The sequence below is a fragment of the Mesorhizobium sp. BHscii genome (genome assembly GCF_053848065.1).
The window spans coordinates 50,568-68,478 of sequence record NZ_JBSPKW010000006.1 but is presented as its reverse complement, the minus strand read 5'-3'; the positions used below and the strand labels follow the sequence as shown (position 1 = coordinate 68,478).

The following is a 17,911-nucleotide window of genomic DNA, read 5'->3' as shown; positions in this document are numbered from 1 at the left end:
AAAAAAATGGCTGCACGATCCGTCATCGCGCTTGTTTCCGTCGCCGAAGTGGTCGCGACCGATCTCGCCGACCATCTCGAACGGCGTGGTCATGACGTGCGCGCGGTGCGGCAGCCGTGGGAGGCTGAATCCTTGCTTTCCGGAAAGGGCATCGATGTCGTCGTCGTCGGCGACAGCCTCAGCCAGGCGGAAGGGCGTGATCTGCTCAGGCGCCATGGCGGCGAGGGCGGGCCGGATTTCATCCTGATCTGCCGGCCGGCCGATCTCGTCGACAAGGTGCTGGCGCTCGAACTCGGCGCCGCCGACGTCGTCGAAAGCCCGCTCAATGTCAGGGAACTCGCCGCCCGTATCGGCGGCTTGCTGGCACGGCGCGGCAGAAACGCCGGGGAATTGGTCGTGCTGGAGAACGCGACGGTCGACCTCCGGTCGGCCATGGTCATGCATCGCTCCGGCACGGAAGAACAATTGTCGCCGGGTCAGGTGGCGCTGCTCAGATTGTTCCTGGCCAGTCCGCGCAAGGTCTTGACGCGCGACGACATCATTGCCGCCGCGCCCGCCGAAAATGCCGATGCCTTCGACCGCTCGATCGATTCGCGCATCGTGCGGCTGCGCCGCAAGCTCGACACCGAAACCATCACCACTATAAGGGGTGCGGGCTACCGGTTCGATCCGCCGACGCTGTTCGCCGACTGAGGCCCTGGCCCTCACCATATTGCCCACAGGCCCAGGCGCTCAGCGGACCACAAGAACCGACGGACCTGACGGCATTTCGCTGGCCGCGACGAATTCGCTCGCATGGGCACGATCCCTAAGAAGCACGGTGGCGAGGCCGGCAAAGCCGAGCAGGCCCTGTGCGTAGAGCAGTGCGGAAAGCACCGAAGCTGCAAATTTCGTGTTCATCGTATCCGTTCCCCAAATTCAGATCTGCTGCGTATGGCCTGTTTTCGGGCACAATCTTTTCCCGAAAACCAGCACCACTTGTCGCGATGCGGTCTTTCGGTTCGGGATCATGTCTTCAGGGAAACCCCCGAAGCGCCCGCGCCGCCAGCGGAGCCCCCCGTCGCGGCGCGGGCCTTCGGTCCTCTCGGCTGCAAGTTGCCGGAGGGGCCGCGCATCTTCTTCAGCCCAAAACCGACCCGCCAGAGGGCCTTGAGCCGGTTGATGCGCAGACTGGACACGATCCAGACCCGTGGCGAAAAACAGTGCGGCATGCAGCGTCGAAACTTCGCTTGAAGTCATCCCCGCAAGCTTCGTCGTCGGGCTGCCGGCGAAGTGCCGACGCCGCCAATCATCGCTGCGGCTATGCTTATCCTGAAGAGCCAGGAGATCGCGTTCTATTGCATGTTCATCTTCGTTTGTGCCGGCTGTTTTCGTTCGGTCAACTCTGCGGGTGGCCTGTATCCAGATCATGCCGCTAGAGTCCGCGCTTTGTTGCAGATTGGTTTCGAGCCAAGTCAAATTTCTTTCATATGAGGGAAGAGCGCACTTTCACTTGGAGATGGCAGTACCTTTTCGCGAGTCCGGGCTCGAGCAGCCGAGGCTTCATGTCATTGGGTTCACCCCTACAAATCCCTCGGATGGGCTTTGGGCTGTTAACCATAGGAAACACATCCGAAACAGAAACGTCTGCCGTGCGAAATCAATCCGAAACGTGACCCAACGATAAGCCGGTCATCGAATTGGAGCCGGCCATATCCGGCAGACGGGGGACATCATGTACGCTGCCATTTCTGCCAAGCTCATCAACATCGCTGCCGCCGCCCTCACGGGTGCGGTTCTTCTGTTCGGCGCCGGTAACGGCATTGCCCATGCTGCCAATCAGGCTGCCAATCAGATAGTGGCGCGGATTTCGCTTTCGCAGCAGACGATGCAAGTCCTGGTCGACGGGCGGCCGACCTTCGCGTGGAAAGTCTCGACCGGCGCCAAGGGGCATGTCACCCCGACCGGCTCGTTCAAGCCGACCCGCATGCACCAAATGTGGTATTCGAGGAAATATGACAACGCGCCGATGCCGCATTCGGTCTTCTTCAAGGGTGGCTACGCCGTGCATGCGACCAATTTCGTCAAGCGCCTCGGCCAGCCGGCCTCGCATGGCTGCGTGCGGCTGCATCCGGTCGACGCCGCCGATTTCTACCAGCTGGTCGAGATTTTCGGTCCGGCCAACACCAGGATCGTCATCGTCAAATAGGTAAGCAAAGACGATCCGCTTGTTAAATACGTTGCGGTCGGACATCACTGCCCAAGAAAAAGGCCGGAAATCCCCGGCCTTTTTGTCAATCAATCAACCGGGACCGGCATCAGCTTCGGGTCCGGCTTCTCGGCGTGATGCGGCAGGTCCTTGCTGGCAATGAAGGTGTAGAACATCGGCACCACGAACAGGGTGAACATGGTCCCCACCAGAATGCCGGTGAAGATCACCAGGCCCATCGAATAGCGCGCCGCCGCACCCGCGCCGCTGGAGATGATCAGCGGCACCACGCCGAGCGCCATCGCAGCCGTCGTCATCAGGATCGGCCTTAGCCGCACCCTGGCCGAGGCGACGATCGCATCGCGCCGCCGCATCCCGTGGAGCTCGCGCTGCTGGTTGGCAAACTCGACCAGAAGAATGCCGTGCTTGGTGATCAGACCGATCAGCGTGATCAGGCCGACCTGCGTGTAGATATTGAGCGTTCCCAGCCCCAGATTGAGCGGCACGATCGCGCCGAAGATCGACAGCGGCACCGACATCATGATGATCAACGGATCGCGGAAGCTTTCGAACTGCGCCGCCAGCACCAGATAGATGACCAGAACGGCTGCCGCGAAGGCGATGATGATCGTGTAGCCCTGTTCCTTCTCCTGCCGCGACTGGCCGGTATAGTCGATGAAGAACGTATCGGGCAGGCTTTCCCTGGCGATATCCTCGATGGTCTTCAGCCCGTCGCCGGTGGTGACGGTGGGCAATGGCAGAGCCGAAATCGTGGCGGAGTTCAATTGGTTGAACTGCTCGATCGCGGCCGGCGATGCATTGGTCGAGATCTTCACCACCGCCGAGAGCGGCACCATCTCGCCCGACGCGCTGCGCACGAAATACTCGGCCAGCTTTTCAGGGTTGTCGCGGAAGTTCTGCGGTACCTGCGGGATGATGTCGTAGCTGTTGGATTCGCGGTCGAATTGCGCCACCTCAGCGCCACCGACCAAGAGGGTCAGCGTCCGGCCGATGTCGGCGATCGGCAGGTTGAGCGCCGCGGCGCGGTCGCGGTCGATCGTCACCGTCACTTGCGGCGCGTCGTAGGACATCGAATTCTGCACGGCGAGGAAGCGACCGGAGGCCTGCGCCTTGTTCTTGATGTCCTCGGCCGCCTCATACACCTGGGAGGCGTCGCCGGTCGAGCGCACCACCATCGTGATCGGCAGGCCGCCGCCGGAGCCGGGTAGCGTCGGCGGTGCGAAGACGAAAGCTTCGACGCCCGCAACCTTGCTGAGGCGACCCGTGATGTCTTCCTGAAGTTCCTTCGAGCTGCGCGTGCGGTCGGCCCAGTCCTTGAATGCGAAGCCGACGAAGGCGTTGTTCGTCGGGCCTTGGAACGCGACGGCGGAGAACCGCGCCCTGGTTTCGGGGATATTATTCACCAGCCCGAGAATCTGGTTCACATAGGTCTCGGTGTAGTCCGACGTCGCATAGCGCGGCGCGTTCACAATAGACAGCAAGAAGCCCTGGTCTTCTTCCGGCGCCAGTTCGCTCGCGGTCTTGGTGAACATGAAGCCGGTCGTGGCCACCAGTGCGATGACGATCATCAGGGTCACCGGGCGGTATTTCAACGAGCCGCTGACCAGCCGCTCATAGATGTTTTCGACGCGCCCGAACGTGCTGTCGACAATACGCTGGAAGCGGCTGTGCGAGCCGGCCCTCAGGATGCGTGCCGACATCATCGGCGTGACGGTGAGGGCAACGACACCCGAAAGCACCACCGAGCCGGCAAGCGTCACTGCGAATTCGCGAAACAGTGCGCCGGTCAGGCCGCCGGTGAAGGCCAGCGGCGCGAATACGGCGGCCAGCGTTATCGTCATGGCGATGACGGCGGACGAGATCTCCCGCATGCCGTTGAAGGCCGCCTGCATCGGCGACAAACCGTCTTCCTCCATATGGCGGTGAATGTTTTCTACCACCACGATGGCATCGTCAACGACGAGGCCGATCGCCAGCACCATGGCCAGCAAAGACAGAAGATTGATCGAATAGCCTAACGAAAACAGCAGGAAACAGACGCCGATCAGCGACAGCGGAATGGTCACAATCGGCATCAGCACCGAGCGGAACGAGCCGAGGAAGAGCAGGATGACGACGACGACGATGATGACCGCCTCGCCGATGGTCTTGAACACCTCCTCGATCGAGGCGCTGATCTGCTCGGTCGAATCGTAAACGATCTCGATCGTCATGCCTTGCGGCAGCGTTTCCTGAATCGTCGGCACAATGTCGTGGATCGCCTCCGCTGTCGTTAGCGGATTAGCGGCCGGCGTCGGGAAAATGGCGAGAAAGATGCCGGGCTTGCCGTTGAAAGTGACCCTGGTGTCAGTGTTCGCCGCAGCGAGTTCGACGCCCGCCACGTCGCGCAGTCTCACCACATTGCCGTCCTTCGAACGGAGCGGAAGGGCGGCGAAAGCCTCCGGCGTCTGCAGCGTCGAGCGAACGGTGATCGAGGAGGCGACGTATTCGTTTTCGGTATTGCCGGGCGCGGAGAGGAAATTCGATTCATTGATGGCAGTCAGCACTTCCGCCGCCGTCACGCCGCGCGCCGCCAGTTTGACCGGGTCGATCCAGACGCGCATCGAATATTCGGCGGCCCCGAAGATCTGAACGTCGGCGACACCCTCGACCGTCGACATGCGCGGCCGTACGACGCGCTCGATATATTCGGTGAGCTGTTCCGGCGTCATGTTCGGATTCTGCATCGAGATGTACATCATCGCGAACTGCTCGCCGGTGCCCTTGACGATCACCGGGTCTTCGGCCTCGTCTGGCAGATTGCCGCGCACGCCTTGTACCTTCGACAAGACTTCGTTCAACGCGACGTCGGGGTTGGAGCCGAGTTTCATCTGCACCGTCACGGTGCTTAAGGACGGCCGGCTCGCCGACGTGACATAATCGATGTTTTCGGTCGAAGCGACGGCACGGGCGATCGGCGCGGAAATGAATCCCTGGATCAGGTCGGCGCTGGCGCCGGGATAGGTCGTAGTGATCGTGATGGCCGTTTCTTCAACCTCCGGATACTGCCGGATCGAAAGGTTGAAGATGCCCTGGAAACCCAGAAGAAGGATCATCAAGGCGAGCACGGTCGAAAGGACCGGACGGCGGATGAAGAGGTCGGAAAAGCTCATTGCTGGGCTGCCTGCTGGTTCGCCGGCTTGGTCGGGTCGATCGTGTTGTCGACGGCTACGGACATGCCGTTGGAGAGCCGGTTCTGGCCGGCGGTAACGACTTCGTCGCCGGGCGCAATACCTTCCAGGATCTCAACCAGGCCGGCATTGTGGCGGCCGGGCTTGACGAACACCTGGGCAAGTACGAGCTGCGGTTTCTGTTCTTCCGCTGTCGATTCGGCCGGCGTTGCAGCCGGTTTTTCCCCGGGTTTTGCTGCGGGCGCTTCGGCTGCGGGCTTCGCAGTATCCGTGGCGGGCTTTTCTTCCGGCTTTGCCGCAGCAGGAGGGGCGGCGCCATTGGCCGCGGCCGGCTTCGCCGGACGCACCACAAAGACAAAGTCACCGTAGAGGCTGGAGGTCAGCGCGGTCTGCGGCACCGTTAGCACGTTGTTTTCCTCGGGCAATTCGACGCGCACCTGCACGAACTGGCCAGGAGTCAGCTTGCCTTCGGGGTTGGCGACCTCGGCCCTGACCGTCACCAGCCGGCTGGTTGGGTCGATCTTCGGGTCGATACCGCGGATGGTGCCGCCGAACGGCAGCTCTCCGTCACCAATGCCCAGCCGCACCTTCTGGCCGATCTTCAGCAGCGGAAGCTGCTGTTCGGGAACCGAGAAATCGGCCCGCATCGTTTCTAGGTCCTGCAGTGTCACTACGGAAGTGCCGGGTGAGAGATACTGGCCGAGATCGATCCTGGGGATACCCACTGTGCCGCCGAAGGGCGCTGTCAGCAGTTTCTGTTCGAGCACCGCCTGCAGCCTGTTGACCTGCGAAGCGGAAGCCGATGCGGTTGCCCGCGCCGTGTCGAGCGTCGATTCCGAGCCGACACCGCGCTTTTGCAATTCAAGGGCGCGTGTCAACGCCGTCTGGTCGAGCGCTGCTTGCGCCTTCGTCGCATCGAGATCGGCGCGCTCGGCGGCATCGTCGAGCTGAAGGAGAACCGCGTTGGCTTCAACCTTCTGATTGGCGTGAAACAGGATGTCCTTAACGATGCCGGCGGTTTCGACGCTCAGGTCGACGCCGCGGACCGCCCTGACAGTGCCGATCGCCTCGACGCCCGGCGTCCAGCTCGTCGGTTTGACGATTATCGTCGACACGGTCGCGGCCGGCGGTTTCATCGTGGCGAAGAATTGCTGCATTGCATTGTCGCGGAACAAATTGAAGCCGACGATGCCGCCACACACCAGCACGAGCAGAACGAAGGCAATGATGAAACGCTTGATCACGAACAGTCCCCTTGGCCATGGCCCGGCATAACAGTCGGATGACCGAAACACATACCTGTGACTGGTCCCGATTTCAAATGACGGCGATCTTACTGTACCGTCTGGACGGTCTTGTCAATTCCGCGTAGGCTAATGTATGGGAAGCGACTGATGAAGGCCCGAAGAACAAATTCGCGCGACAGGATACTCGCTGCCGCCGCCGATGTGGCACGCGAGACGGGGCCCGGCAGCCTGTCGCTGGACGCCGTCGCCAGCCGAGCCGGCGTGTCGAAAGGCGGCTTGCTGTACAATTTCCCGACCAAGGCGAAACTGATGCAGGCGCTGGTGGAGGAATACCTGCGCGCCTTCGAGCAGGCGCTGGAGTCCGCCCGCACGGCCGGCGTCAGCGGCGAAAGCCCGCTCGCGACCTACATCAAGCTTTCGGCCGAACATGCCGAGGAATCGAAACCGTCGGCTTCCTGGATATTTTCGGCGATCGCCGAGGATCCCGATTTCCTGACGCCGATAAAATTGTTCAGGCGGCAGGTTTTCGAGCGGCTCAAGGGAGAGACGCCGGACCTCAAGGCGCTGCTGGTCTGCTACCTCGCCATCGAAGGACTTCGCAGCATGAACCTCTTCGACTCGGACGTCCTTTCACAGGACGAACGCCGGTTGCTGGTATCGTCCTTGCTTGAGATCGCGGGATAGATTGCCGCGTAGGCCAGCGAAGCACCTGCGGCAAGGCAGATCACCGTGAACGACCTTGCTGATGATGGCCTGGATTATCCCGAGCACCTGAGGCGGTTTACCGCCAGGGCAACACACCGGCCGGAAACCGCCGCCCGAACCGGTCGAGCACAAGCAGCGGGCCCGCGCCATACCGGCACGGACTGCCCGGGTAGGATTTCCGGCGCGCACGACACCACTGGCTACCGGGCTGGCTACTGGCTCATCACGGCGCCGAACTTTTCCTTGTTGGCGGCGTCGTTTGCGAGTGCGGCGGCCGCATCGTAGCCCAGCACCTTATTGATGGATTCGCGCTGGGCCTAAGGCGCCGTTCAGGGAACTTTTGTTCGGCTGGCGATTTTGGCTATATGGTAGAAAGCCGAACTGCCAGAAGGGTATTGCCGATGATGACCCAACGCTTTGCGATCCGCGCGCTCGCTGCCTTCGCGATAGGCTGCAGCATGTCCGCCTCGGCTTTCGCGGGGGACAAATACCGCGACCATCGGCACCGCGACTACCGGGTTCAATCGGAACGCTACGTTCCCGCCGAAGGCGACATCATCGACATTCTGTTCGGCGGCCCGCGCTACTATGACCAGCAGTTGGTCACGACAGCCGCCGGAGCCTGCTCCTACCACAGGGTCGGGCCCGACGCGAATGCGTTGAACAAGATCAACGATCACCACTGCGGGAAATAGGGGGCAGGCATTCAGCGCCCCCCAGTCTCCTTCATCCGCGCGATGATGTCGGCCATCAGCGCCAGGTCGCGACGGGAGTCCGCGAGGTCGGTCAGCGGCTTTGTCCCGTCAGTGATGTGGCGATGGAAGGTCTCCAGTTCATTCGAGAAAGCGTCGCCATAGAGCGGCCCGAAGGTCCTGGTCACCGCGCCTAGTGGACCGGCTTCCGTCACTTCGAGCCGCGTCGGCAGGCTGCGGATATAGGGCGTGTCGTAGATGATGCGGACCCGTTTGGTCTTCGAGCGCACCTCGATCATGGCATCAAACAGGCCGAGATCGTCGACCACTGCGTCGTAGCAGCAGGCGAAATGCCCATAGTCGAAGGTCACGCTGGTGTTGGCGCCGCCATTGGTGCGATGCGCGGCGAGCACACGAACCGGCTCGCCGAGCAGCCCGCGCATCGCCGAAATGTGGTGCGAGCTCAGCGCCGTCAGGCCGCGATAGGCGCGTACGAGATCGGCGGGCGCATCGCTGCCGACCACTTCGCGGATCAGCGCCTCGCGCTCCCCGGCGCCGCGTGCCAAAAGGGCCGGATCGATGTCGGTGGGATAGAGAATATTCTGGCTCTTTTTCAGGAAATGCCGGCCCTCGGAGATCAGGTCGAAGATGCGGACATGGGTGATATCGGCGAAGTCAGGCAGTTCCTCCATCGCCGCCAGGTAGGCTGGAGCGTAGCGGCGCATGTAACCGACGAAGATCGTCTTGGCGTAGTTTGTCGTCAGAGCCAGCAATTCGTCGATTTCGCGCACCGTCAGGCAGGCGGGCTTTTCCAGCAGGACATGCTTGTTCGCCTGGACGGCGGCACGGACGAAACGGCTGTGGGTCTCGTCGGACGAGAGGATGAAAACCGCGTCGATATCCGGCGAACTCATCAGCGCCTCGGCCGAATCGAAGATTGCGGCGGTCGGGTATTCGGAGCGGCACAGCGTCACCAGGCTCGGCGAAACATCATAGACGCCCGATATCAGCCAGCGGTCGCGCTGGTCGCTCAGCACCGGCAGATGGATCGACTGAGCGACCTCTCCAAGCCCCACAAGTCCGACACGGATCACCGCCACTGCAAACTCCCTTTGCAAACCAATTGTTTCAGCCAACAGCTCGTCTCAGCGACAGGTGCGACTCGGCCCGGCCGCCCGTCACGCTGCGCCGGTGACGAGCGCGACGAGTTCGTTGCCGGTGGTCTCGGACGATCGGACCGTCGCCACCATCCGTCCCGCCCGCATCACCCAGATCTGGTCGGACAGGCGCCGCACCTGATCGAAATTATGGCTGACCAGGATGACGCTGACGGCCTGGTCGCGCAGCCGCCGGATCAGGGCTTCGACATTGGCCGTCTCCTGCACGCCGAGCGCCGCGGTTGGTTCGTCCATCACCACCAGCTTGGCGCCGGAACCTGCGGCGCGGCAGATCGAGATCGCCTGTCGCTGCCCGCCCGAAAGGCGCCGCACGCGCTGGCTGACCGAAGGCATGTTGATCGACAGGCGCGACAGCATGGCACGCGCCTGCTGCTTCATCGCTTTGCGGTCGAGCAGGGCGAACGGGCCGATCCGGCGCACGATCTCACGGTTGAGGAACAGGTTCTGGGCGACGGTCAATTCATCGATCAGCGCGAGGTTCTGGTGCACCGTCTCGATGCCGGCCTTGCGCGCCTCGTCGGGATTAGCGAAGGGGTGCAGCCGGCCGTCGAAGAAGATTTCGCCACCATCCGGCACATGGACGCCGACCAGGCAGCGTATCAGCGTCGACTTGCCGGCGCCATTGTCGCCGATGACAGCGGTGACCTCGCCACGGCGGGCCTGGAAGGCGACATCGGTGAAGGCGCGGATGCCGCCGAAATGCTTGCTTAGCCCTTCGCAGGCTAGGATCGCGTCGGCCGACGGCGAGTGATTGACGGCGCTCATTTCTGATACCGCATGATCAGTGCCGCCAGCACCACGATGGCGCCCACGGCGAGCGGTTGGTAGAAGGCCGAAACGCTGAGCAGCGTCAGCCCATTGACGAGAGCGGTGAGCATCAGCGCCCCGATCGCCGGGCCGAGAATGCTGGCGCGTCCGCCGAACAGGCTGACGCCTCCCAAGACGACTGCCGCCACCGAATTGAGCAGAAGGCTGGTGTTGATCTGCGGTTCGGCCGAGCCGATGCGCGCCACCAGAAGCAGCGCGGCGATGCCGGCGCAGAATCCTGATATCGTATAGGCGGCGATCTTGACCCGGTCGGTCCGGATGCCAAGCGAGCGGGCGCTTTCGGTCTGGCCGCCGGTCGCCAGCAGATGCACCCCGAAGCGGGTATGGAAGAGCGCGATATGCGCCACCAGAACGGCTGATATCGCCACCCAGACGGGATAGCCGAACGGCCCGAAGGAACCGGAGGCCAGCCGCAGCAGGAAGGTCGAGCCAACCATTATCGGCTCGCCGCCCGACAGGATCAGACCGAGGCCGGTGACGCCCGAAAGCGTGCCGAGCGTCACCACGAAGTCGGGTATTTTCCCGGCTGTGATGAGCACGCCGTTGAGGAAACCGACCGCGCTGGTGGCGGCGACGGCCAGTACGCAGGCGAAGAAGATGCCATAGCCCGCGGCATCGACGAGGCCGAGAATGATGGCGCCCAGCATGACCGCGGCAGCCAGCGAAAGATCGATGCCGGCGGTGGCCACGACGAAGGTCTGGCCGATCGACAGCACCACCAGGATCGCCGCAGCCAGCAGCAGGGCCTGCAAATTGGCGACGCTGAGAAAGACCGGCTGGGCGATGCCGAACACGACGACGAGGCCGACGAGGCCGACGACGGATGCCCAGTCGGCCCAGAAGGAAGGATCCAGGAGGAGAGCCGCCAGGGAGGGACGGCTCTCCTCCGCCGCGCCCGCTTCCCGCGAGGACGCGTTCTCAGCGGGAGCGTTCACTGCTGCAACATCTCGCGGAAGGGATCGGGATAGTCTCCGCCGGGGCGCGGGAAGCTCTTCAGCGAAGCCTCGGCATTGTCCTTGTTGATCAGGAGCACCGGCGCCGGCACGTTGGCGGGCAGTTCCTTGCCCTTGGCTGCCACGGCGCAGGCTTCCACGCCCATGGCTCCGACAACATAGGGGTACTGGGCGACGGTCGCAGCGAGTTCGCCGGCCGCGACCGATTTCAGCGCGTCGACGATGCCGTCGAGGCCGATCACCTTGACGTCCTTGCCCGATGTCTGCACGGCGCGCTGGACGCCGAGCGCCATGATGTCGTTGGCGGCGAAGAAGCCGGCGAGATCGGGATGCGCGGCCAGGATGTCGGTCGCGGCGGTCAAGGCCTTCTCACGGTCCCAGTCGGCGCTCACCATCACCACGACGTCGAGCTTGCCTTCGACAGCCTGCTTGAAACCCTTGATGCGGGCATTGCTGCCGACATCGCCGACGATGCCCGCCACCAGTGCAACCTTGGAGCCTGCAGGAACCAGCTTCAGCATCTCCTCGCCTGCCAGCACGCCGGCGGCAACGTTGTCTGTGCCGATATAGGTTGAGATGGTGAAGCCGGCGGCCTTGGCCTGCTCGGCGTCGATGGTGCTGTCGATGTTGACGATCGGCTTGTTCTTCTGCGCGACCGGCACCAGCGCCTGCACCAGGTTGGAGACGCTGATCGGGTTGACCAGGTAGCAGTCGAAATCCTGCATGGCCATGGCGGTCAGCCGGTCGGCCTGCCCGGTTGCGTCGCCCATATTGGCGGCCGCCTGCACGGTAACGCCGACGCCATCGGCCTTGGCTTGCTCCTCGATGCCCTTCTGCATGTACTGGAAGAAGGGGTTGTCGAGACCTTTGACGATGGCCGCGACTTTCGCCGCGTCTTGGGCCTGGGTCGGCATGGAGACGATGGTTGCAAACAGACCTGCGCCAAGCGTCAGGCCATTGAATATACGCATGTTTCTTGCTCCTCCTAAATGTTGGTTGTGTCGCAATTAACCCGTTCGGCGAATGGAATGGCTGTGCAGGGCGCGACGAAGGCCGGCCCGGCGCTTGCGATGGCAGACAGCCGACCGATCGGCGATTGCCGTGCAGCTCGCTGCTTCAAGACCCGTTCCGGGCCATTTTCCGTGTCAGGCATTTCTCCTCCCAGAGCGCTGGCCAAGGCCTCGCCAGCATTATCGCATGTTTTAGAAAAATTTGACATGCGTCAAGTTTTAAAATGGTGTGCAGCGGTTTTTGATGTGCTGCGATGCAGCAGAAATCGACACTGTAGGGGTCGAAGCAGGCTCGATGCCGGCGTCGTCAGTTCTCTGGTTTCAAACCATGGGCCCACGGCTCACGCCGATTGCAGAGACGCCAGCGCCGGACCATCGGTGCGAAACAGGTGGCAGGCCGATGGCGAGATGTCGAGCGCGATCGGGCTGTGCAACGGCGTCCTGTCGCCACCTTCCGCCTGGATGACCAGCGTGATGTCAGGCGCGATCTCAACATGCAGGATGGTCAGGCTGCCAAGCCGCTCCGCCAGCACGGCTCGCCCCTTGAATTGTCCGCTCGCCGAGATGCGGAGATGTTCCGGCCGCATGCCGAGCAGCAGCTCGTCGCCAGATTTGCTTGCACCGGCGGCAACCGGGACGGTCAGCGCCTGGCCGTCCGGCAAGGTAACGGAGACGCCTTTGGGCCCAGTCGCGGCCACTTTCAGCTTCAACAGATTCATCTTCGGCGAACCGATGAAGCTGGCGACAAAAATGTTGGCCGGCCGGCTATAGAGTTCGAGCGGCGAGCCGACCTGTTCGATGCTGCCACCGTTCAGCACGACGATCTTGTCGGCCATGGTCATGGCCTCGGTCTGGTCGTGGGTGACATAGATCATGGTCGCGGCCAGGTGTTCATGCAGGCGCATCAGCTCGAGCCGCATGCTCACCCGCAAGGCGGCGTCGAGATTGGACAGCGGCTCGTCGAAAAGGAACACTTTGGGATTGCGCACGATGGCGCGGCCGATGGCGACACGCTGCCGCTGGCCGCCCGAAAGCGCCTTCGGCCGCCGGCCGAGGAGATGCGAAAGCTGCAGCACCTCGGCGGCCTCCCGCACCTTGCGTTCCTTTTCCGCGGCGGAGACGCCGGCGATCTTCAGCGCAAAGCCCATGTTCTCGGCCACCATCATGTGCGGATAGAGCGCGTAGGACTGGAACACCATGGCGAGCCCACGCTCGGACGGATCGATGTCGTTGGCGCGCACGCCATCGATCAGCAAGTCGCCGGCGGTGATCTTTTCCAGGCCGGCGATCATGCGCAGCAGCGTGGACTTGCCGCAGCCGGACGGGCCAACGAAGACGACGAATTCGCGGTCCTCGACGTCCAGGTCAAGGCCCTTGATGATCTCGACCGATCCGTAGGACTTGCGCGCGCCGCGCAGCTTGAGCTCAGCCATGGCTTGCCTCCCTGCCGACGGCATCTTCGTTCGCACCGTCTTTGCTGTCCTCGTCCTGCGCCATCGCCAATGGCGCGCCCGGTTCGCCTTCCCACAGGATCAGACTGGCCGCGCCGATCAGCCCTGCGCGGTCGCCGAGCCGCGCAGGCACGATCGGCACATCCTGGTAGGCCGGCATCGCCCGCTGCTCGACGGTTGCCCTGATGGCTGGAGCCAGCAGGTCGAAGCCGTTGGCGAGACCGCCGCCCATGACGATCAGGTCCGGCGAATAGAGGTGAAGCAGGTTGGTGAAGCCGATGCCGAGCCACCTGGCTTCCGCCTCGATCAGCTCGAGCGCACTGATATCGCCGGCACGTGCGGCCTCGACGACGTGCCTGGCCGAAACGTCGCCATCGGCCGAAAGGCGCCTGAGCAGGGAGCCGTCGCCTGGCGCTGTCAGCGCCGTGGCACGCCGCCCGAGCGCGGTTCCGGAGGCGACCGCCTCGAAACAGCCGACAGCGCCGCAGAAGCAGCGGTCGCCCTCGCCGGTGATGGTCATGTGGCCGATCTCGGCGGCAAGCCCGCGCCGGCCGTGATAGATGTGGCCGTCGGCAACGACACCGCCGCCGATGCCGGTCGATACGGTGACGAACACCAGCGACCCGGTGCCCAGGCCGGCGCCGAAGCGCCATTCGCCCAGCGCGGCCGCATTGGCGTCGTTTTCCAGCCGCACCGGCAGGCCGAAATGCTTGCCGAGAATGTCGATCAACGGCACGTCGTGCCAGCCGGCCAGCGTCGGCGGTGCGATCACGATCCCAGCCTTGGGATCGAGCGGTCCCGGCGCGCCGATGCCGATGCCGACGACATCCGCTTGTGGGCGCTGTGTCAGAAGAGCCCCGGCCAGTGCGATGATCTGCCCGATCACCGCATCCGATCCCGCGATCGCCATCGTCGGCGCCGAAACCTGCGCGACAACGCGGCCGCCGCTCTCGACCAACGCGCCGCGCAGCTCCGTTCCGCCGAGATCGAAGGCGAGGGCCAGTCTTGTCATAAGGCGGCGACCTTCAGTCCATGCAGCCAGGCCATGCGCTGCGCGAGGTCGAGGTCGCCGAATGCCAGCGATCCGAGCACCACAGTCTCGGCCCCGGCGGCGCGCAGGCGCGGCACCGTCTCGTGGCGGATGCCGCCGTCGGCAGCCAGGATGATGTCCGCCTCCCGGCCGGCTTGCCGCATCAGTGTACGCGCCTCTATCAGGCGTGGGCAGGCCTGGTCGGAAAGGCTCTGGCCCTTGACGCCAATGGATGTGCCAAGAAGCGTCACAAACGCGACTTCCGGCAGGAATGGGGTGACCGCAGCGACCGGCGTTTCCAGCCTGAGCACCACGCCGGCCTCGGCGCCGAGCTCATGCGCCAGCCGCACGGCGCGCAGGCTGGCCTCGCCGTTTTCGGCGTGCACACTGACCAGGTCGGCGCCGGCCTCGATGAACTGACGCGTCTGCTCTTCGACGATCTCGGCTTCGACCATCAGGTGCACATGGATCGGCCTTGCCGTCAGCCTGGCAATCCGCTTCACCAGATCCGGGAAGAACAGGAAGCCGGGGGTGAAGCGGGCGTCTGCGACGTCGATGTGATGCAGGTCGACATGAGGTTCTATGCGCTTCAGGTCGCGCTCCATATTGGCAAGGTCCGCCGACCACAGCGAAAACTCGCCGAGCAGCCGGTTGCGCGGCAAGGCGGCGATGGCAGCGGGACCGGACAGGGTTTTCATCGTCATGACGGAATGAGGCTCCGGATGTTGAAGTGGGCGTGAAGGAAGGTCGTGATCTCGGCCTGCAGCTCGGCGAAATGCCTGACACTGTCGAGCGCCTTGGGAGAGATTTCGGCAAAGGTCGCGCCGGAGATGGCCGCCGCGAGCGTATGGGCCGCCGACAGCGGATGCACCGCATCCATGGCATTGCCGATGACCAGCGTGGGAATGCCAAGCACCGCGGCGTCACTCGCGGAAACGCCTGGGCCGTCGGCGGCAATGTCGGCGAGGACCTGTGCGAATGGCGCGGCGTCGGGCCGGTCGAAATAGCCGAACAGCGAGGCAAGGTTGTCGGGCGCGTCGCGCTGCAGGCGCGCGGAGGTTTCCGATTGCGCGAAGATCGTCCTGGCCTTGTCGGGGCCGTGTCTTAGAATGAGGCCGGCAGCCTCGGCGATCGGCCGCATGTTGTCAGGCGCACTGTCGAACGTCCAGGCCGGCCGCACCAGCAGCAGGCCCGCGACACGGTCCGGATGACGGCAGGCGAGGCGGGTTGCAATTGCGGCGCCCATGGAAATGCCGCCGGCGACGAACCGATCGAGGTCGGCCTGATCGGCGGCGGCCAGAACATCATCCGCGAACATGCTCAGGGAGAACGGGCGACTGCTGCCGAGCCCAGAGGCACCGTGCCCGCGGCATTCCAGCGTGAGGCGCCGCAACCTCGGCCCGGAAGGGAAAGCCTGGGCGACCTGCGCCTCGCCACCGCCCAGCCCGTGCTGAAAGATGACCGCAAGCCCGTCGCCATGGTCGGAGACTTGAAGCGCGGCGTCATCGCGAAGCAGAGTTGCAAGACGCGCCATCAGATCAGCCCCTTGAGGAAGTGGGCAACCTCAGGCGCTTCGTCGGCTGAAAGGCCGTGCGTGACCAGCGCCCCGTCGAAGCCTGATACCTTTAGGCGGGCAACAAAATCCGCAAAGTCGACAACGCCCCGGCCGGCCGTAGTGAAGCGGCCATCGGCTAAACGGTCCTTGGCATGGGCCATGGCGACATGGCCGGCTGTGTGCTCGACCGCAGCGGCCACGATGGCGCGTGCTTCGGCGGGGCTCGCCTGCTCGAACAGGTTCGCCGGATCGAGCACGATGCGCAGCCGTTTCGAGCCCATGCTGGCGATCAGGCGCATCGCTTCCGACGCCGAGGTGACGATGTTGGCCTGTTCGGGCTCGATGCCGAGATCGACGCCGTGGCGCTCAGCGAATTGCAGCGCCTTTTCGACCTCGCTCGCCATATCGTCCCATGCCTCAGGGGCAGCATTCTCGGGGTGATACGCCCACTGATCGTCCGCGTTGCGTGTTCCCGTGCACAGCGTGACCAAGGGAACGGAAAGGTCTGCCGCCGCCTTGATCACCACGCCAAGCCGGCGCAGGCCGTCGTCGCGCACCGTCCTGTCGGGATGGGCCATGTTGTAGGTGCCCGAGAGCGCCACTAGTGTGACGCCGGAAGCATTCGACGCGGCCGCGATGGCGTTGATGCCATCGACAGGGACCGCATCCGGCATCGACGGCAGGCCGGCGCAGGCCAGGTTGAACTGGGTGACGGCAAATCCCGCGTCGCGGACCGCTGCCAGCACGCCGGCCGGCTCGCTCCCAGGAAAGGTCTTGGCGAACACCCCGATCTGCATCAGACCGCTCCCGTGACGGAAGCGATCTCGACGCGATCACCGGTTTCGACCGAGCGGGCGATCGCCACCATGGCGCGGATCGAGGCGAGGCCGTCCTCGACGTTGGCGCCGCGCATCGGCTTGCCGTCGAGGACGGTCTCGGCCAGGCTTTCGAGCTGGCGCCTGAAGAAATGCCCGTCGGCGCCCAGCGGCTTTCGCGACGTCGCATCCTTCTCGTGAAAGATATCGACCTCGCTCGCTCGGAAATACCACGGATTGAAGGTCTTCGCGATTACCGAGCCGTTCTCGCCATAGAGCTGGAAGCCCTCGTGCCAGTCCATGCGGACAGCCACGGTGAGATCGAGATGGCCAAGCGCGCCGTTGGCGAACTCGGTTTCGACGAACCAGCAATAGGCGCCGAAACGCTCGTTGAGGCGGGCGCGCACCGCGACGATCTCACCGCACAGGAAGCGCGCCGTGTCGACGAGGTGGGAGCCGTGCGCGAGCATGAAATACTGCCTGAGATCGGCTTTCGGATTGCCGCTAGGTTTCCTTGCCAGCTTGCTGGTGACGGGCAGCGGCTGGACCGCGTCGGTGTTGGTGTAGCGATGGGTGGAATCGCAATACCAGGCTTTTAGCGCCAGGATCTCGCCGATCTCGTCGCGGACGAAATCGCGCGCCGCTTCCAGCGCCGGGTCGAAGCGCTTCATGTGACCGACCTGCAGCACCCTGCCGGAGCGTTTAACCGCATCGGCGAGCGTTTCGCCTTCCTCGACCGAGACGCCGATCGGCTTTTCGCACAGCACGTGCTTACCGGCCTCGAGCGCCTTGATCGACATCGGAACGTGGTAGGCGTCGGAGGTTGCGACGATCACCGCCTCCAGCTGCGGGTCGGCGAGCATCTCATCGTAGTCGGCGTACATCTTCTCGGGTTCATAGGTCGCGCCCATGCGCGCCAGAAGGTCGGGGGCGGCATCGCAAATCGCATAGAGATCAGCGTTCCTGGCCTTCACGCAGGATTCGAGATGGGCGAACTGCGCGATCGGCCCGCAGCCGAGCACGCCGACACGAAGACGACGGTCTTGCTTCCGGATCATGATCTCTTCC

Annotated in this window: 18 protein-coding genes; 4 read left to right on the top strand and 14 right to left on the bottom strand. The window is 63.7% G+C overall.

Annotation, left to right across the window (positions count from 1 at the left end):
* The first annotated feature begins 6 nt into the window (after nucleotides 1-6).
* Complete coding sequence (locus ACWTU7_RS11185; protein WP_455838657.1) at nucleotides 7-693, top strand: winged helix-turn-helix domain-containing protein; 687 nt, start codon at nucleotides 7-9, stop codon at nucleotides 691-693.
* Nucleotides 694-732: 39 nt separating this feature from the next.
* On the opposite strand, the gene ACWTU7_RS11180 is transcribed toward ACWTU7_RS11185, so the two are convergent.
* Nucleotides 733-900 carry a hypothetical protein gene (locus ACWTU7_RS11180; RefSeq protein ID WP_084831313.1) on the bottom strand — a complete coding sequence of 56 codons (168 nt, stop codon included), beginning with the start codon at nucleotides 898-900 and terminating at the stop codon, nucleotides 733-735.
* 18 nt (nucleotides 901-918) lie between these two features.
* Nucleotides 919-1,458 (bottom strand): hypothetical protein, encoded by a 540-nt coding sequence (locus ACWTU7_RS11175; RefSeq protein ID WP_455838658.1) that lies wholly within the window; start codon nucleotides 1,456-1,458, stop codon nucleotides 919-921.
* 256 nt (nucleotides 1,459-1,714) lie between these two features.
* Between ACWTU7_RS11175 and ACWTU7_RS11170 the strand changes: the two genes are divergently transcribed.
* The gene (locus ACWTU7_RS11170) at nucleotides 1,715-2,188 is read left to right on the top strand and encodes a L,D-transpeptidase (RefSeq protein WP_455838659.1); all 474 of its coding nucleotides are present in this window, start codon (nucleotides 1,715-1,717) and stop codon (nucleotides 2,186-2,188) included.
* Nucleotides 2,189-2,277: 89 nt separating this feature from the next.
* Here the strand turns inward: ACWTU7_RS11170 and ACWTU7_RS11165 are convergent, their stop codons facing one another.
* Both ACWTU7_RS11165 and ACWTU7_RS11160 read right to left on the bottom strand, forming a co-directional pair.
* Nucleotides 2,278-5,361, bottom strand: a complete 3,084-nt coding sequence (locus ACWTU7_RS11165) for an efflux RND transporter permease subunit (RefSeq protein WP_455838660.1) — start codon at nucleotides 5,359-5,361, stop codon at nucleotides 2,278-2,280.
* Nucleotides 5,358-6,623, bottom strand: coding sequence for an efflux RND transporter periplasmic adaptor subunit (locus ACWTU7_RS11160; protein WP_455838661.1), 1,266 nt, complete (start codon nucleotides 6,621-6,623; stop codon nucleotides 5,358-5,360). Before ACWTU7_RS11160 ends, ACWTU7_RS11165 begins: the two co-directional genes overlap by 4 nt.
* A gap of 150 nt (nucleotides 6,624-6,773) precedes the next feature.
* On the opposite strand from ACWTU7_RS11160, the gene ACWTU7_RS11155 reads away from it, so the two are divergent.
* Nucleotides 6,774-7,310, top strand: coding sequence for a TetR/AcrR family transcriptional regulator (locus ACWTU7_RS11155; protein ID WP_287330329.1), 537 nt, complete (start codon nucleotides 6,774-6,776; stop codon nucleotides 7,308-7,310).
* Nucleotides 7,311-7,732: 422 nt separating this feature from the next.
* Nucleotides 7,733-8,026: a hypothetical protein gene (locus ACWTU7_RS11150; protein ID WP_455838662.1), complete on the top strand. Its 294-nt coding sequence runs from the start codon at nucleotides 7,733-7,735 to the stop codon at nucleotides 8,024-8,026.
* 11 nt (nucleotides 8,027-8,037) lie between these two features.
* Here the strand turns inward: ACWTU7_RS11150 and ACWTU7_RS11145 are convergent, their stop codons facing one another.
* The 10 genes from ACWTU7_RS11145 to ACWTU7_RS11100 all read right to left on the bottom strand — a co-directional run bounded on the left by ACWTU7_RS11145 (nucleotide 8,038) and on the right by ACWTU7_RS11100 (nucleotide 17,901).
* On the bottom strand, nucleotides 8,038-9,123 hold the full coding sequence (locus ACWTU7_RS11145) for a Gfo/Idh/MocA family protein (RefSeq protein WP_455838663.1): 1,086 nt from the start codon (nucleotides 9,121-9,123) through the stop codon (nucleotides 8,038-8,040).
* A gap of 78 nt (nucleotides 9,124-9,201) precedes the next feature.
* The gene (locus tag ACWTU7_RS11140) at nucleotides 9,202-9,966 is read right to left on the bottom strand and encodes an ATP-binding cassette domain-containing protein (protein ID WP_455838664.1); all 765 of its coding nucleotides are present in this window, start codon (nucleotides 9,964-9,966) and stop codon (nucleotides 9,202-9,204) included.
* Nucleotides 9,963-10,964: an ABC transporter permease gene (locus tag ACWTU7_RS11135; protein WP_455838665.1), complete on the bottom strand. Its 1,002-nt coding sequence runs from the start codon at nucleotides 10,962-10,964 to the stop codon at nucleotides 9,963-9,965. The genes ACWTU7_RS11140 and ACWTU7_RS11135 overlap by 4 nt, the downstream gene beginning before the upstream one ends.
* Complete coding sequence (locus ACWTU7_RS11130) at nucleotides 10,961-11,953, bottom strand: sugar ABC transporter substrate-binding protein (protein WP_455838666.1); 993 nt, start codon at nucleotides 11,951-11,953, stop codon at nucleotides 10,961-10,963. Before ACWTU7_RS11130 ends, ACWTU7_RS11135 begins: the two co-directional genes overlap by 4 nt.
* Nucleotides 11,954-12,333: 380 nt before the next feature.
* The gene (locus ACWTU7_RS11125; RefSeq protein WP_455838667.1) at nucleotides 12,334-13,425 is read right to left on the bottom strand and encodes an ABC transporter ATP-binding protein; all 1,092 of its coding nucleotides are present in this window, start codon (nucleotides 13,423-13,425) and stop codon (nucleotides 12,334-12,336) included.
* Nucleotides 13,418-14,455, bottom strand: a complete 1,038-nt coding sequence (locus tag ACWTU7_RS11120; RefSeq protein ID WP_455838668.1) for an ROK family protein — start codon at nucleotides 14,453-14,455, stop codon at nucleotides 13,418-13,420. The genes ACWTU7_RS11125 and ACWTU7_RS11120 overlap by 8 nt, the downstream gene beginning before the upstream one ends.
* On the bottom strand, nucleotides 14,452-15,177 hold the full coding sequence (locus ACWTU7_RS11115; RefSeq protein WP_455838669.1) for a ribulose-phosphate 3-epimerase: 726 nt from the start codon (nucleotides 15,175-15,177) through the stop codon (nucleotides 14,452-14,454). The genes ACWTU7_RS11120 and ACWTU7_RS11115 overlap by 4 nt, the downstream gene beginning before the upstream one ends.
* Entirely contained in the window at nucleotides 15,174-16,007 is an 834-nt protein-coding gene (locus tag ACWTU7_RS11110; protein WP_455838670.1) for an alpha/beta fold hydrolase, read from the bottom strand. The genes ACWTU7_RS11115 and ACWTU7_RS11110 overlap by 4 nt, the downstream gene beginning before the upstream one ends.
* A complete protein-coding gene (locus ACWTU7_RS11105) occupies nucleotides 16,007-16,825 on the bottom strand; it encodes a sugar phosphate isomerase/epimerase family protein (protein ID WP_455838671.1) in 819 nt (272 codons plus the stop codon). The genes ACWTU7_RS11110 and ACWTU7_RS11105 overlap by 1 nt, the downstream gene beginning before the upstream one ends.
* On the bottom strand, nucleotides 16,825-17,901 hold the full coding sequence (locus ACWTU7_RS11100; protein WP_455838672.1) for a Gfo/Idh/MocA family protein: 1,077 nt from the start codon (nucleotides 17,899-17,901) through the stop codon (nucleotides 16,825-16,827). The genes ACWTU7_RS11105 and ACWTU7_RS11100 overlap by 1 nt, the downstream gene beginning before the upstream one ends.
* Between the last annotated feature and the right edge of the window lie 10 nt (nucleotides 17,902-17,911).